At 32.5% G+C, this 15,909-nt stretch carries 13 protein-coding genes; 11 read left to right on the plus strand and 2 right to left on the minus strand.

Annotated elements, in window-relative coordinates; all coding sequences use genetic code 11:
* Nucleotides 1-7: 7 nt before the first annotated feature.
* The 11 genes from DFQ10_RS15810 to DFQ10_RS15860 all read left to right on the plus strand — a co-directional run bounded on the left by DFQ10_RS15810 (nt 8) and on the right by DFQ10_RS15860 (nt 14,123).
* Nucleotides 8-2,215 (plus strand): RelA/SpoT family protein, encoded by a 2,208-nt coding sequence (locus DFQ10_RS15810; RefSeq protein WP_115818407.1) that lies wholly within the window; start codon nt 8-10, stop codon nt 2,213-2,215.
* A 115-nt stretch (nt 2,216-2,330) separates the two neighbouring features.
* Nucleotides 2,331-2,783: a Fur family transcriptional regulator gene (locus DFQ10_RS15815; RefSeq protein ID WP_115818408.1), complete on the plus strand. Its 453-nt coding sequence runs from the start codon at nt 2,331-2,333 to the stop codon at nt 2,781-2,783.
* Nucleotides 2,784-2,795: 12 nt separating this feature from the next.
* Nucleotides 2,796-4,076: an adenylosuccinate synthase gene (locus DFQ10_RS15820; protein ID WP_115818409.1), complete on the plus strand. Its 1,281-nt coding sequence runs from the start codon at nt 2,796-2,798 to the stop codon at nt 4,074-4,076.
* A gap of 4 nt (nt 4,077-4,080) precedes the next feature.
* Nucleotides 4,081-4,674 (plus strand): outer membrane protein, encoded by a 594-nt coding sequence (locus DFQ10_RS15825; protein ID WP_115818410.1) that lies wholly within the window; start codon nt 4,081-4,083, stop codon nt 4,672-4,674.
* 80 nt (nt 4,675-4,754) lie between these two features.
* Nucleotides 4,755-6,557 carry an OstA-like protein gene (locus DFQ10_RS15830; protein WP_115818411.1) on the plus strand — a complete coding sequence of 601 codons (1,803 nt, stop codon included), beginning with the start codon at nt 4,755-4,757 and terminating at the stop codon, nt 6,555-6,557.
* Nucleotides 6,558-7,733: an aspartate aminotransferase family protein gene (locus DFQ10_RS15835; protein ID WP_115818412.1), complete on the plus strand. Its 1,176-nt coding sequence runs from the start codon at nt 6,558-6,560 to the stop codon at nt 7,731-7,733.
* A gap of 161 nt (nt 7,734-7,894) precedes the next feature.
* Nucleotides 7,895-9,301 carry a tetratricopeptide repeat protein gene (locus tag DFQ10_RS15840; protein ID WP_115818413.1) on the plus strand — a complete coding sequence of 469 codons (1,407 nt, stop codon included), beginning with the start codon at nt 7,895-7,897 and terminating at the stop codon, nt 9,299-9,301.
* A gap of 37 nt (nt 9,302-9,338) precedes the next feature.
* Complete coding sequence (locus DFQ10_RS15845) at nt 9,339-10,307, plus strand: DUF368 domain-containing protein (RefSeq protein WP_115818414.1); 969 nt, start codon at nt 9,339-9,341, stop codon at nt 10,305-10,307.
* Nucleotides 10,307-11,326 (plus strand): DUF368 domain-containing protein, encoded by a 1,020-nt coding sequence (locus tag DFQ10_RS15850; protein ID WP_115818415.1) that lies wholly within the window; start codon nt 10,307-10,309, stop codon nt 11,324-11,326. Before DFQ10_RS15845 ends, DFQ10_RS15850 begins: the two co-directional genes overlap by 1 nt.
* Nucleotides 11,295-12,056: a shikimate dehydrogenase family protein gene (locus tag DFQ10_RS15855; protein WP_115818416.1), complete on the plus strand. Its 762-nt coding sequence runs from the start codon at nt 11,295-11,297 to the stop codon at nt 12,054-12,056. Before DFQ10_RS15850 ends, DFQ10_RS15855 begins: the two co-directional genes overlap by 32 nt.
* Before the next feature lie 81 nt (nt 12,057-12,137).
* A complete protein-coding gene (locus DFQ10_RS15860) occupies nt 12,138-14,123 on the plus strand; it encodes a DUF349 domain-containing protein (protein ID WP_115818417.1) in 1,986 nt (661 codons plus the stop codon).
* Nucleotides 14,124-14,235: 112 nt separating this feature from the next.
* On the opposite strand, the gene DFQ10_RS15865 is transcribed toward DFQ10_RS15860, so the two are convergent.
* A complete protein-coding gene (locus tag DFQ10_RS15865) occupies nt 14,236-14,544 on the minus strand; it encodes a hypothetical protein (RefSeq protein WP_147299237.1) in 309 nt (102 codons plus the stop codon).
* Between the two features lie 36 nt (nt 14,545-14,580).
* A complete protein-coding gene (locus DFQ10_RS15870; RefSeq protein ID WP_115818419.1) occupies nt 14,581-15,879 on the minus strand; it encodes a metal-dependent hydrolase family protein in 1,299 nt (432 codons plus the stop codon).
* Nucleotides 15,880-15,909: the final 30 nt, after the last annotated feature.

Genomic DNA, 15,909 nt, shown 5'->3' on the forward strand with positions numbered 1-15,909 from the left:
TAGTTCTATGACTGAGGAAGCCATTGAATTAGAAAATAAGGCGATTGCCAAAGCTTATAAAGAATTACTAAAAGTAAGCTATCAAACTTTAACTGAAGACGACAAGAAATTAATTCGTCATGCTTTTGATGTGGCCGTAGATGCACATAAAGATCAACGTCGTAAATCTGGTGAAGCGTATATTTTCCATCCCATTGCTGTAGCCAAAATTGTGGCACAAGAAATTGGTATGGATGCCACATCTATTGCAGCCGCTTTACTTCACGATGTTGTAGAAGACAATCCAGATTACACTATAGATGATATGGAACAGCTCTTTGGTGAGACTGTTGCTAGAATAGTTGATGGACTAACAAAAATCTCATCGCTTAAAAAAGACATGGACGTGTCTTTGCAAGCTGAGAATTTCAGAAAAATGCTATTAACCTTAAATGATGATGTGAGAGTTATCATTATAAAAATAGCAGACCGTTTGCACAATATGCAAACTATGGATTCTATGCGTGCAGACAAACAAGTAAAAATTGCATCAGAAACCTTATATATTTACGCTCCACTTGCACATAGAATAGGACTTTACAACATAAAAACAGAGCTCGAAGATTTAGGTTTAAAATATACAGAACCAGAAGTCTATAACGACATTTTAGAAAAAATACAAGACAGCAAGGAAGATCAAGACGCTTACATTAAAGCATTTTCTAAAGTTATTGATGACTCTTTAACTAAAGAAGGCTTGCACTACGAAATTAAAGGAAGACCCAAATCTATCTTTAGTATTCGTAGAAAAATGGTTAAACAAGGTGTTTCATTTGATGAAGTTTACGATAAATTTGCCGTTAGAATTATTTACAAATCGGATTTAGCTAACGAAAAATTCTTAGCTTGGAAAATATATTCCATCGTTACAGATCACTTTACTCCTAACCCAATTAGACTTAGAGATTGGATTTCATCTCCTAAATCTACAGGTTATGAAGCACTTCACATTACCGTTGTTGGCCCAAAAAGTCGTTGGGTAGAAGTTCAGATTCGAAGTGAACGGATGAACGAGATTGCAGAAAAAGGCTATGCTGCTCACTATAAATACAAAAACGCTGATACAAAAGAAGATAATCTCGATTTATGGATTAACCGTTTGCAAGAAGCTTTAGAAAATCACGAAGCAGATGCTGTAGATTTTGTAGAACAGTTTAAACTCAATTTATATTCTAAAGAAATTTTTGTTTTTTCACCTAAAGGAGATTTAAAATCGCTTCCTAAAGGTGCTACTCCACTCGACTTTGCTTTTAGTATTCATACCGAAGTTGGTATGAGGACACGTGGAGCAAAAGTCAACGGAAAATTAATGCCATTAAGCCATGAGCTCCAAAGTGGAGATCGTGTTGAGATTATGACTTCTGAAAATGCTAAACCAAATGCCAACTGGCTAGATTATGCAACCACAGCAAGAGCCCGAAGTAAAATTAAATCAGCATTAAACGAAGACACAAAATTAATAGCAGAAGAAGGTAAAGAGATTTTAAGACGAAAATTAAAACAACTTAAAATAGCATTGAATGAGAACTCTATTAATGAACTCGTTAGCTATTTTAAATTAAATACGTCTTTAGATTTATTTTATCGTGTAGGTATAGGTACTATTGATAATACAAAATTAAAAGCCTTTGCCTCGTCACGTAGTAATGCCTTTGTAAGTTATTTTAAAAATAAAATCTATAAACCAACAACACCAAAGGATATTCATAAAGAAGAAATCACTTCTAAATATGATATGCTGGTTTTTGGTAAAGAAGAAGAGAAACTTAATTATACACTAGCTAATTGCTGTAACCCAATCCCTGGAGACAAAGTATTTGGATTTGTAACAATTAATGAAGGTATAAAAGTGCATAAGAAAAACTGCCCAAATGCAGTGAGTTTGCAGTCTAATTATGCATATCGAATTTTACAAGCCAAGTGGATCGACTCCTCACAACAGGTATACACTTCACAGATTAAATTATCTGGTATTGATGACATGGGACTTGTAAATCATATTACTAAACTGATTTCAGAAAATATGCATGTTAATATGAAAAGCTTAAGTTTCTCTAGTGACGACGGTGTGTTTATAGGCAATATTACTGTTGAAGTAAAAAATCAAGCCATGCTTAAAAAAGTAATTGATAAACTCAAAAAAATTAATGGTATAGATAAAGTTAGTAGAGTTTAACTGTTTTTTTTGTGCTTTTAAAAAGTTATTAAAAGAGTGTTCATTTCTTTCATTTTTAATACTCGTTTTTATAATTCATATCATTTAAAATTTACCTAAATTTGTAGTCATAATTATGAATGCAACCACACAAGAGAGTAATCAGGAAATTGTAAAACGCGTATTTACACAGTTCCTTGAAGATAAAGGTCACAGAAAAACACCAGAGCGCTACGCTATTCTTCAAGAAATCTATGATAGTAAAGACCATTTTGATATTGAATCTTTATATATCAAAATGAAAAACAAAAACTATCGTGTCAGTAGAGCAACTCTATATAACACTATTGAATTACTTTTAGAATGTGCATTGGTACGCAAGCACCAATTTGGGCAAAACCAAGCACATTACGAAAAATCATATTTCGATAAAAATCACGATCATGTAATTCTCACAGATACAGGTGAGGTTATTGAGTTTTGTGATCCTCGCATTCAATCCATCAAAAAAACCATTGAGGAGGTTTTTGATATTCAGATAACTAATCATTCACTATATTTTTACGGTAATCGTAAAAAAGACGACTAATTCAATTTTATAATGGCAGTAGATTTACTACTTGGTTTACAATGGGGAGATGAAGGCAAAGGAAAAATTGTCGATGTATTTACCTCTAACTACGATATTATTGCACGTTTTCAAGGTGGTCCAAATGCAGGACATACTTTAGTTTTTAACGGCAAAAAACATGTTTTACATACTATTCCTTCTGGGATTTTCCATGAAGACAAAGTGAATCTTGTTGGTAATGGTGTGGTAATTGATCCTGTTATTTTCAAAAAAGAACTCGATAAATTAGCAGAACAAAATGTAGATTATAAAAAATCACTTTGCATTTCGCGTAAAGCACATATCATTTTGCCTACACACCGTTTATTAGATGCTGCTAGTGAAGCTGCAAAAGGTAAAGCAAAAATTGGTTCTACTTTAAAAGGTATTGGTCCAACTTATATGGACAAAACTGGTAGAAATGGAATTAGAGTTGGTGATATTGAATTAGCCGACTGGAAAGATAAATATAGAGCTTTAGCAGATAAGCACGAAGCTATGATTGCTTTCTACAATGTAGATATTCAATACAACTTAAAAGAATTAGAAGCAGATTTCTTTGATGCTATTGATACATTAAAAGGCTTAAAATTTATTGATTCTGAAGAATATATACACCAAGCTCAACAATCTGGAAAATCTATTTTAGCTGAAGGAGCTCAAGGTTCTTTACTCGATATTGATTTTGGAACGTATCCATTTGTTACATCATCCAATACCACTGCTGCAGGTGCATGTACTGGTTTAGGAGTTGCACCAAACCAAATTGGTGAAGTTTTTGGAATTTTTAAAGCGTATACTACTCGTGTTGGTTCTGGACCATTTCCTACGGAATTGTTTGATGAAGATGGAGAAACTATGGGACGCGTTGGTAATGAATTTGGAGCTACAACAGGTAGATCTAGACGTTGTGGCTGGTTAGATTTAGTGGCTTTACGTTATGCTTGTCAGGTTAATGGTGTTACACAATTAATTATGATGAAAGGTGATGTACTTTCTGGTTTTAAAACCTTAAAAGTATGTACAGCTTACAACTATAAAGGTGAAACTATTACGCATTTACCATATAATATTGAAGCAGAAAACGTGACACCTATTTACACGGAAGTAAAAGGTTGGGCTGCAGATTTAACAGGTATGACTGAAGCATCACAATTACCAGAAAATCTAAATGGTTATGTTGAATTTTTAGAAAAAGAATTGGACCTTCCTATTACTATTGTATCTGTAGGACCAGACAGAAAACAGACAATTATTCGTAAGACTATTTAATTGAATGCTACAAAAGGTTATTCTATTATTAATAGGTCTTATATCAATTAAAGGCTTAGCTCAAGATTCAAAAATGAGTGTTGAGCTAAGTTATCCTTTACCTATTGACAATAATTTTGTTGGTGATAATTATAATGGAATTATTGACCTAGGATTTAAATATCGTTTTTTAGAATTTAACACTATAAAAATAGGAGGCTCATTAAATATAGGCTATTTAAAAAATTCTAAAAAAGCAAATAATCAACCTTTTACAGTAAACCTATACCCTATACAACCTAGAGTTTTTGCAGAATTAACCTTACCAAGTATCCCTAAATTTCACACATCATTAGGACTGGGCTATAGTTTACTTTTATTTAAAGTAGCTAATAATAATAATAATAATAATGTAGCTTTAAACTCTAACGTATCTACAGATATTCAAAATGAATCAGGCTTAAATATTAATACTGGAGTCGCTTATGATGTTACAGAAAAATTGATGATACAAGCACAATACGACTTTGTAAACATTGGAGTTGATAATGATGTCCCAGATATCGCCTACAATAAAAACATCAATATTCTTAAAATTGGATTAGGCTATAGATTCTAATGTAAACCTAATTATCTGTTAAAAAAAAACGTTAACAGATACTAAAGCAAATCTAATAAGTGTTATTTTGTAAAAAATATATGTCTTTGAAACATCTTAAAAACCTATTATTCCTTGTTTGCTTTACGATTACTTATTTCAGTTTCGGTCAAGAGAAACAAAGAATAACTATTGAGCATGCTCCTATAAGTTATACCGATCCTAAAATTGAGGATGGAGCTAATGTATTTCTTAGAGATAAATCTCAGCAAGTCCATTTTAGTCACAAAGGTGTTAGTCTATGGTGTGATAAAGCAGTATATTATCAAGATCAAGATTTTATAGAAGCGTACAGCAATGTGGTAATGAAGCAAGGCGACACTATACAAATGGTTTCTAAATATTTAGAGTATAGTGGCAAAACCCAGTTAGCATTCGCTAGTGGAGATGTTGTTTTAACAGAACCTCAATCAACACTTAAAACAGACACACTCTGGTTTAATAAAACCAAACAACAAGCCTATTACAATACAGGTGGCACAGTTGTAAGAGATTCTTCAGGAACAATTACAAGTCAAATTGGTCGTTATTACATGAACACAAGCAAGTATCAATTTGTAAAAGATGTGGTACTTGTTAATCCAGATTATACACTTAACACAGACCGATTAGATTTCTTTTCAGAAAATGGACACGCTTATCTTTTTGGACCATCAACAATTACAGGAGAAACGAGCAAAGTATATTGTGAACGTGGTTTTTATGACACTAATAACGATATCGGTAATTTTCAGAGAAATGCAAAAATTGATTACGACAATAGAACTGTTGAAGGTGACAGCTTATATTTTGACCGTAAAAGAAACTTTGCCTCTGCAACCAATAATATTACCGTCACAGATACTTTAAACAAAAGTATTGTTAAAGGACATTATGCTGAAGTCTGGCGTGCTAAAGACTCCATGTATATTACAAAGCGTGCCTTGGCAATTACAGTACAAGAAAAAGATTCGGTGTATATGCATTCAGACACCATAATGGTAACTGGTAAGCCAGAGCATCGTATTACTCGCGCTTATTACAACGCAAGATTATACAAAAGTGATATGGCTGGTAAATCCGATTCTATTCATGTAGATCATAAAATGGGTCTAACAGAATTGATTAATTTAAGTCGATTTAGCTCTGACGATGCTTTTGCCCTAAAACGCAAACCAGTGCTTTGGAATATTGACAACCAAATGACAGGAGATACCATTCATTTAATTTCTAATGCTAAAACAGAACAACTCGATTCTTTAAAAGTGTTTGAAAATGCATTTTTAATAAGTAAAGACACCATAAGCAAAGATGCTTTTAACCAAATAAAAGGTCAACGCTTAATTGGCTTATTTAAAGATAATGAATTGTATAATGTTGATGTCATTAAAAATGCCGAGACTATACGCTATTTGCGAAACGATGATAATGAATTAATAGGGATTCAAAAATCAAAATCAGGAAGTATCAATGTTAAAATCATTGAACAAATAGTAGACGAGGTAAGATTCATCAACCAAATTGATGGTAATATTTTTCCAGAAGCTGATTTCCCTAATAGCGGAAAAAAATTAAGAGGTTTTGATTGGAGAGGTGAAGAAAGACCAAAGTCTGTTGAAGATTTATTTAAAGATGATCCTCCTTTAGATTTACCAATTATTAAAGGTTTAGAAGATTATGTACCACCTGAAGAATTCATAGACAGCGACGTTACTGAACGTATCGAAGACGCAGGTAAAGCAACACCAAACAAAACAAATAAGGCAGCTAGAAATCTACCTAAAAAAACAGCGGTTTCACCATTAAAGCAAAATTTAAAACCAAGTGATTCCGTAAAAGTCAAAACAAAAAAAGCAGGTCAATAATTGAAAACAGACTTCTTTAAATATCAAGCTCAAACGACACCTCATCCTTTAGCGATGGAAATCAGCCATGCAAAAGGCTCATATATTTTTGATACAAATGATAATGCATATCTCGATTTCGTAGCTGGAGTATCTGCTTGTAGTTTAGGCCATTCACATCCAAAGGTAGTTAATGCCATAAAAGACCAATTAGATAAGTATTTACATGTTATGGTTTATGGTGAGTATATTCAAAAACCAGCTGTAGACTTAGCAAAATTATTAGCAAAACATTTACCAAAACCACTTGAATCAACGTATTTAGTCAATTCAGGAACAGAAGCTATTGAAGGCAGCCTAAAATTAGCAAGACGCTATACTGGACGCTCAGAAATTATTGCCGCAAAAAATGCGTATCATGGTAACACCCTAGGCTCCTTAAGTCTTATGGATTACGAAGAACGCAAACAACCGTTTCTACCCTTAATACCAGATATAAAACACATTGAATTCAATTCTGAAAGTGATTTACTTCAAATTACAGAAAAAACAGCAGGTGTTATTTTAGAAACTATTCAAGGAGGAGCGGGTTTTATTGAACCTACTAACGATTATTTAAACAAAGTACAACGTCGTTGCAATGACGTTGGAGCCGTTTTTATTTTAGATGAAATTCAACCAGGCATAGGTAGAACCGGTAAACTATTTGGTTTTGAGAATTATAATTGTCTACCAGATATAGTAGTTACAGGTAAAGGATTAGGAGGAGGTTTACCCATAGGAGCTTTTACCGCGTCAAATGAAATGATGACCTCATTAAGCGATAATCCAAAACTAGGACACATAACAACCTTTGGAGGTAACCCAGTAATTGCAGCTGCAGCTTTAGCAACTTTAAAAGAAATTACAACGTCTAATCTTATGACTGAAGCTTTAGAAAAGGAGCAGTTATTTAGGACACATTTACAACACAAACGTATCAAAGAAATTAGAGGTCGTGGATTAATGCTAGCCGCTTTTACTGAAAATGCAGATCTTACAAGCGAGGTAATTTTGCGTGCTCAAGACCAAGGATTAATACTTTTTTGGCTACTTTTTGAACCTAAAGCCATCCGAATTACACCTCCTTTAACCATTTCTAACGAAGAAATAATTAAAGGTTGCCGTATAATCACCTCAATACTCGATAAAATTTAAGCATACCACAAAGACCAAAAACCACTAAAAACCAGTCTTTTAAATCAAATCAACTACACAATACATTTAATGTTAACTACTTTGTTAAAAACATTAGTTTAAAAATCCATCTAGCGCAAAGTATAACTGTAATTTTATTTCAGTGAACTATTAATCATTTTATGCAGTACAGTCACGAAGACGAAAATTTTCCACTTACCCGATTTGAATCGATGTTAAAGACCAATGACATTTTGTTCTTTGACTCTAGTGAGTTCGAAAATATTATTCATCATTATCTTGAAAACGGCAAAATTGCCTTGTCTAAACGTGCCATAAAATTAGGATTAGAACAACACCCAACTTCAATCAACTTAAGATTATTTCAAGTTGAAATTTTAGTCATTGAAAACAAGTTTGCTGAAGCTGATGATTTACTCGATCAGCTTCATAATTTAGAACCTACTAACGAAGAAATTTTCATTCAAAAAGCAAATGTTTTATCTAAACAAGATGAACATCAAAAAGCAATAGACACATTGCTTATAGCTATAGATATGTCTAGTACGCCAGAAGATGATGCCGATTTGTATGCTCTAGTAGGTATGGAATATTTATTTCTAGATCAGTTTGAGAAAGCCATCATATATTTTAAAAAGTGCTTAGAAAGTGACACTAACGATTACTCTGCACTACATAACATAATTTACTGCTATGATTTTTTAAATTTAAATGAAGAAGCCATAGAGTATTTAAATAAGTTCTTAGATACCAATCCTTATTGCGAAGTGGCTTGGCATCAATTAGGCAGACAATATTTTGCCATTAAAGAATATGCTAAAGCAAGTGCTGCTTTCGATTTTGCTATTATTTCTGATGATACATTTGTAGGAGCTTATCTTGAAAAAGGAAAAGTTTTAGAAAAATTAAAAAATCACGAAGAAGCTATTGAAAATTACAAAATCACTTTAGCTTTAGACGACCCAACATCATTTGCTCTTTTACGAATTGGTCAGTGTTATTCTAAACTAGGACAAGATGACTTAGCCATTCAGTTTTTCAAAAAAACGATTGATGAAGATGCCTTATTAGATAAAGGTTGGCTTGCCATTACTAAATTTTACATGAAGCGTTTAGACTACCAAAACGCACTAGATTATATTAAAAAAGCCGTTGCTATTGATGGAGACAATGTACTTTATTGGAAATTATTTGCAACCATAAATAAGCGTTTAAATTTTCTTGAAGAAGCAGAACAAGGATATAAACGCGCAATTGAGTTAGGAAACTACGAATTAGATACTTGGCTAAACAGAACAGACATTTTAGTTGAACTTGGTGAATATCAAGCTGCCATTTTCAATTTATTACAGACTATAGAATTTTATCCGGAAAACGCAGAAGTTGAGTATCGATTAGCTGGTCTCTACTTTATGGTTCATCAAACTGAAGAAGGTCGTTTTCATCTAAAAAATGCCACACACCTTAATATTGATTATAGCTTTATTATTTCAGAATTGTTTCCTCAACTAACAGACAGACCTGTAATTAAAGCCATAATTTCAGAAGCCAAAAAGGCATCGAACTAAAAAAAATCATACCTTAGCAGCCTTATTTAGACATAAAATGCAAAGACGATTTTTAGATTATTTAGCTATCACTTTTAAAGGTATTGCCATGGGAGCCGCAGATGTAGTTCCTGGAGTTTCTGGTGGAACAATTGCCTTCATATCTGGTATTTACGAAGAACTTATTGAAAGCATAGACAAGGTAAATCTTAACGTTTTTAAAGTATGGAAACAATCGGGTTTTAAAACTGCTTGGAATTCTATTAACGGTAATTTTTTACTAGCACTATTTTCAGGAATCGCCATTAGTATTTTATCATTAGCAAAATTGATAAAATGGTTATTACACAACGAACCTATTTTACTTTGGTCCTTCTTCTTTGGGCTTGTTTTAGCGAGTATTCTATATATTGCTAAGCAAATTAAAGGCTGGTCAGTTAAACTCGTCATTGCCATCATTATTACTTCGGTTTTATCTTTTTACATTACGCTTGCGGAACCTTTTGCTTCACCAGATAGCCCATTTTACCTATTGTTTTGTGGCTTTGTTGCTATCATAGCAATGATTTTACCTGGCGTTTCCGGAGCATTTATCTTACTTATTCTTGGAGCTTACCAAACTGCTATTGACACTATAAATAACTTAAGAGATGGTTTGCTTAATGGTGATATGGCACTTTTTAAAGATGCCTTTTTTAAATTTATTCTACTTGCCGTTGGTGCTGTAATTGGACTTAAAGTATTTTCAAAAGCTTTAAATTGGATGTTTAAACATCATAAAAATTTAACGCTGGCAATCTTAACTGGTTTTATGATTGGCTCGCTTAATAAAATATGGCCTTGGAAAGAAGTCTTAAAAACACGTGTAAATTCTGAAGGAGAAGTAGTTACTTTACTCGACAAAAGTATTCTACCATCTAATTATGCTGGAGACAATGAAATTGTAATGTCCATTGTTTTTATTGTGGTAGGTTTTGCTGCAATTCTTGTTTTAGAAACTTTAGGTAAGAAAAAAACTGAAGTGTAATGCAAAGTACAAGAACCCTTAAAGATCGTATATTTTTGGTCATTAAAGGTTTGGCTATGGGAGCTGCTAATAAAGTTCCAGGTGTTTCTGGAGGTGTTGTGGCTTTTGTTGCTGGCTTCTACGAAGAATTTATTTACTCTTTACAACGCGTTAATAAAAAAGCCTTTAAACTTTTATTTAATGGAAGATTTAAAAGTTTCTACCGTTATATCAATGGTAAATTTTTAAGTCTATTATTCTTAGGAATGATAGTGAGCTACTTCAGTATTTCTAAAATACTTGATTTTCTAATTGTTCACTATGAGCTGTATGTATGGAGCACGTTTTTTGGGATGATCCTTGGTTCTATTTACTACATTAGTAAAGATTTTAAAGAATGGAATAGAACAACAATACTGGCTTTAGCCATTGGTGCAATAATAGGTATTAGTATAAGTTTTTTAGATCCTGCTACAGAAAATGACAATCTTATTTTTGTATTCTTTTGCGGAATTATTAGTGTTTCAGGTATGACTTTACCTGGATTTTCAGGTTCATTTATTCTTATTCTATTAGGTAACTATGTACTACTATTGGTAGATTCCGTTAACGCACTTTACGACACTATGTTCGATGTTTTAAGTGGTAATTTTGAATTTATACATAACGCACTTCGCATTAGACTTTTAAAAGTTTTAGTGGTATTTACATTAGGTTCTGTGACAGGTTTAGTCACATTTTCACATTTGTTAAGTTACATACTTAAGCATTATAAAAACATTACATTAGCAACTATAATGGGTTTTATTATAGGATCGCTTGGTGTGGTATGGCCTTGGAAAGAAACCATTTACAAAACGAATTCTGAAGGTGCACTCATTTTAGATTCTACAGGAAAACAAATCATTACTAATTATCAACGATTTTTACCAGAAATCAACAGTCAAACTTACATAGCAATTGCTTATATTGCCTTAGGAATCCTCATAGTTTTAGGATTAGAATGGTATGGACAACGAACAAGACAAACAAAAATATAAATTCGGGCTTTTAGGACGAGACATCTCCTACTCTTTCTCAAGAGGTTATTTTGCTGAAAAATTTAAGAATGAAAACTTACCTCATTCTTATGTTAATTTCGATTTACCATCTATCGATGACCTCACAGAAATAATTAAAAACACGTCAAACTTAAAAGGGATTAATGTAACTATTCCTTATAAAGAAGAAGTGATACCGCTATTAGATAAATTGAATAAAACAGCTAAAAAAATTGGAGCTGTAAATACCATTCGGTTTTCAAAAAACAATAAACTTGTTGGTTATAATACCGATTATTATGGGTTTAAAAACTCAATAAAACCACATTTAAAATCACATCATAAAAACGCTTTAATATTAGGAACCGGAGGAGCATCTAAAGCCATTGCTTATGCACTTAAGAAACTAAAAATTAAATATGATTTTGTGTCTCGAACTCAAAAAGAAGGAGTCACCTTTTTATATTCAGATCTTACAGAAAAAATCATTTCAGATTATACCATAATTATCAATTGCACTCCCATTGGTACGTTTCCAAATATTGATAAATGCCCTAATATCCCTTATAATACTATAAGCGAAAAGCACATTTTGTACGATCTTATCTACAATCCGGAAAGAACAAAGTTTTTAAACCAGGGCTTTAACAAAGGGGCTACAATTATTAATGGTTTAGAAATGTTACGATTACAAGCCGAAAAATCATGGGAAATATGGCATAAGTCATAAAATAGAACCTCTAGATGTATTTCCTTTGTAGTTCTAACAACTGTTAGTATCTTTAACCTCATATATTTAAAACATTGACTTATGTCTGAGAATGATAACCTGCAAGATGCAGATGGAAAAAAAGAAGTAGAAACAACAGAAACTACTCCAACACAAGAAACAACTCCAATGGTTGAAACTGAAACTGAATCAACTAATGTTGAAACGACAGAAGCAGTTGAAGACGTTGAGAATAAAGACGAAACTGAAGCTGTAACAGAAGTAACTGCAGACCATCATGTAGATGAGATTGACGCTTCTAACGCAGAAGATGCGGAAGACGAATCTAATGCTGAACGTCATGAGGTAGAGGAAAAAGATTACCATTCCATGACTATGGATGAATTGGCTACGGAATTAAACCGCCTATTAAAGCATCATAAAATTCAAACAATTTCTAAACATGTTAATGAAATAAAAGCTGAATTTAATGCTAAATACAGTGAACTTCTAGATGAGAAGAAAGAAGAGTTTATAGCTGATGGAGGTAATGAAATAGATTTTTATTACACTAACGATACCAAAAAATTATTCAATTCGCTTTATAAAGACTATAAACAATCTATTGGTGCTTACTACAAGGAACGTGAACAAAACCTGAAGCAAAACCTTGAAGACAGATTACAAATTATAGAAGATATTAAAGGATTGCTTAGTGTTGAAGAAAATATGGGTACCACCTATAAAAACTTCAAAGAACTGCAAGAAAAATGGCGTAATGCTGGGCCAATCCCTAGAGATAAATACAATAATGCTTGGAATACATATCACCATCATGTAGAACGTTTTTACGATTTTCTACATCTCAATAATGATTTGAGAGATATGGATTTTAAACACAACTACGATCAGAAACTAAAAATCATAGAACGTGCTGAAGAATTAGCACAAGATGAAAACACTAACCGTTCATTTAGAGAGTTACAAGTGTTACATAAACTATGGAAAGAAGATCTTGGACCTGTTGGTAAAGAGCATAGAGAAGAAATTTGGGAGCGTTTTAGTAATGCTACAAAAACGATTCACGACAAACGTCAGGCATATTATGCCGATATGGATAAGGCGCACGAAAAAAACTTAGAGCGCAAAGAAGAAATTATTGCACTCATCAATGCTGTCGCAGAAGATAAAGGCAATTCGCATAGCGCATGGCAGAAAAAAATTAAAGACATTGAAGTTTTAAGAGATGCCTTCTTTAAAGCCGGAAAAGTGCCTCTAAAAGTGAACGAAGCTACTTGGGCTAAATTTAAAGATGCCGTTAGAACTTTTAATCGTGGAAAGAATAGTTTTTATAAAGATTTAAAGAAAGACCAATACGATAATCTTAAAAAGAAAAAAGATTTAATTCAAATTGCTGAAGAAAACAAAGACAGTGAGGATTTTGCAAAAGTCACTCCTTTGATGAAAAAAATTCAGAACGAATGGAAAAAAATCGGTCATGTACCAAGACGTGATAGTGATAAAATTTGGAAGCAATTTAAAGGCGCTTGTAATCACTATTTTGATAAAATGCATGCGGCACGTAAAGCAGAAGATCAACATTTATTTGATGCGTTTGACAAAAAAGTAAAACTTCTTGAAAGTCTAAAAGCTATGGAGCTTACTGAAGATCCTAAAGCAGATATTGAAGTTTTGAAAGCTAAAATTGCAGAGTGGAAAGAGCTAGGTCATGTACCACAAAACAAACGTTATATAGACGGTAAATTCTACAAAGCTATTGATGATACTTTTGATAAGCTTAAAATGGATAAAGCGAAATTAGAAATGATTAAGTTTGATAGTAAACTTGAAAATTTAGCGAATCCTGATGATACAAGATTATTGGACAATGAGTATAATTTTATCAAAAAGCGTATTGACGAGATTAAATCTGAAATTAATCAATTAGAAAACAATTTACAGTTTTTCTCTAATGTAAAATCTGACAACCCTTTAGTTAAAGATGTACATAAAAACATCGCAAACCATAAAAAGGACTTAGATACTTGGAAAGCTAAATTGACAAAAGTACGTGGAATGTATTCTTAATTTTTTATTCCAATACACTTTAAAATAAAATTACGATCACTAAAAAAGCCCAAACAAAATTTTTGTTTGGGCTTTTTTTGTCTAAACTATTTATTGCAAATACTAAAATAGCTTACTTATGAGATTCTCTTCTATCAAATTTTCCATCAATAAAAACAAGGATATGAGACATACCTAAAGGGTCATAGCTCCCTTTTATTTCTCGTATATAATACCTATTCTCATTTCTAACCTTTTCAGGATCATTCCAATTTATATGGACAAATTTTGGCTGACTTTCTTTTACAGTTTCTATCGTAGAATTAGGTTCAAGATTATCCATCCAATCTATAGTGTCATTGTAATAATTTTTACAGCCGATTACTAAATGCGTACAACATAAAAATAAAACAATACGTGAAAAATTTCGAACTTGTTTCATTTCAATTGTAAAATTCATTTTTAAAATATCACTAGTTCAATTAAGATTACTCAAGTAAACCTTACCATCTTTCATTACAAATACTACTTGTTCTATGGTATCAACAAAATCCGTGGTTATATTTCCTTTTACAGCAATTATATCTGCTTTTGCATCAGACTTTATAACTCCAATTTCATTTTCTTTATTTAAACTAAGCGCAGAAGTATACGTTGCAGATTGTAAAATATCTAGAGGTTTCATGCCTGCTTCAAAATAAGCACGAAACATATCTCTTGAAGATGCACCACGAGTGCTTCCGATATCTGTATAGTTATCAGAACCTGCTACAATTGCAACTCCTTTTTGGATCGCTCTAGTAAGTCTATTTCTCATCCTTACTAAATAACTATCTATCCAATCTAAATCATCGTTATCGTAACCTGCAAGTTTACCATAGATTTCCATATAGGCTCTACTATTTTCGGTTGGGACCAAAAACACTTTTTTTTCTGCCATTAAAGTTAAAGTTGAATCTGCTAATTTAAAACCGTGCTCAATGCCATCTACTCCAGCTTGTATGGCATTCCATGCAGATTGATTGGTTATAGAATGTGCAACCACACTTAGACCATATGAATCTGCTGTCTGTACAATTGATTTCATTTCATCAATAGATAAATGAGTATTATTCGGAATATTATCCGCACAAATCTTAATAACATTTACGTTTTGATTCACGTGTTCTCTAACCGCAATTTTAGCATCTTCTACTCCATTTATAATACGGTATTCTAAATCTATGAGATTTTGATGTTTTGGTGATACACCATAAATTTGTCCACCTGTAGCTGCCATAATAGGTCCTGATGCAAAAATACGTGGCCCTTCAATTGTTCCTTCATTAATGGCATCACGCAGAGCAACATCTAAAAAAAGTCCAGAATTACCGAGGTCTTTTACACTTGTGATTCCAACATCTAAATATGATTTAGCTCGTTTTGCTCCTCTAAGTGTTCTTACGGCATCACTTTCCATGGTTAATGAGTGAATACTATGTTCGGAAAAATCTTCGCTTGCATCTTGAGAAAAAAGCACATGTGTATGCGCATCTATTAATCCAGGAAGCACCGTGTATGCTGTTAAATCTATAATTTCAGCACCATTAGGAATCGTACTATATGTTCCGATAGATACAATTTTGTTACTCTTAACATGAATAACCTTGTTTTTTAAAAGGACATTTTGTTCACTGTCGTATAAAAGACCAGCTTTAATGTAAGTATCTTTTTGCTGTGCGGATAAAATTGTTTGAGAGCAAATGATAATTAATAAAAGGATAACTATTTTTTGCATATTTATTTCTATTTTGTTATTGAATTAAAC

The sequence above is a fragment of the Winogradskyella eximia genome (genome assembly GCF_003386165.1).
GTDB classification, from domain to species: domain Bacteria; phylum Bacteroidota; class Bacteroidia; order Flavobacteriales; family Flavobacteriaceae; genus Winogradskyella; species Winogradskyella eximia.

What these genes read in the sequence shown, in the direction of transcription:
- DFQ10_RS15810 (WP_115818407.1), top strand. Translation starts at nt 8, where the DNA reads ATGACTGAGGAAGCCATTGAATTAGAAAATAAGGCGATTGCCAAAGCT.
- DFQ10_RS15815 (WP_115818408.1), top strand. Translation starts at nt 2,331, where the DNA reads ATGAATGCAACCACACAAGAGAGTAATCAGGAAATTGTAAAACGCGTA.
- DFQ10_RS15820 (WP_115818409.1), top strand. Translation starts at nt 2,796, where the DNA reads ATGGCAGTAGATTTACTACTTGGTTTACAATGGGGAGATGAAGGCAAA.
- DFQ10_RS15825 (WP_115818410.1), top strand. Translation starts at nt 4,081, where the DNA reads ATGCTACAAAAGGTTATTCTATTATTAATAGGTCTTATATCAATTAAA.
- DFQ10_RS15830 (WP_115818411.1), top strand. Translation starts at nt 4,755, where the DNA reads ATGTCTTTGAAACATCTTAAAAACCTATTATTCCTTGTTTGCTTTACG.
- DFQ10_RS15840 (WP_115818413.1), top strand. Translation starts at nt 7,895, where the DNA reads ATGCAGTACAGTCACGAAGACGAAAATTTTCCACTTACCCGATTTGAA.
- DFQ10_RS15845 (WP_115818414.1), top strand. Translation starts at nt 9,339, where the DNA reads ATGCAAAGACGATTTTTAGATTATTTAGCTATCACTTTTAAAGGTATT.
- DFQ10_RS15850 (WP_115818415.1), top strand. Translation starts at nt 10,307, where the DNA reads ATGCAAAGTACAAGAACCCTTAAAGATCGTATATTTTTGGTCATTAAA.
- DFQ10_RS15855 (WP_115818416.1), top strand. Translation starts at nt 11,295, where the DNA reads ATGGACAACGAACAAGACAAACAAAAATATAAATTCGGGCTTTTAGGA.
- DFQ10_RS15860 (WP_115818417.1), top strand. Translation starts at nt 12,138, where the DNA reads ATGTCTGAGAATGATAACCTGCAAGATGCAGATGGAAAAAAAGAAGTA.
- DFQ10_RS15865 (WP_147299237.1), bottom strand. Translation starts at nt 14,544, where the DNA reads ATGAAACAAGTTCGAAATTTTTCACGTATTGTTTTATTTTTATGTTGT.
- DFQ10_RS15870 (WP_115818419.1), bottom strand. Translation starts at nt 15,879, where the DNA reads ATGCAAAAAATAGTTATCCTTTTATTAATTATCATTTGCTCTCAAACA.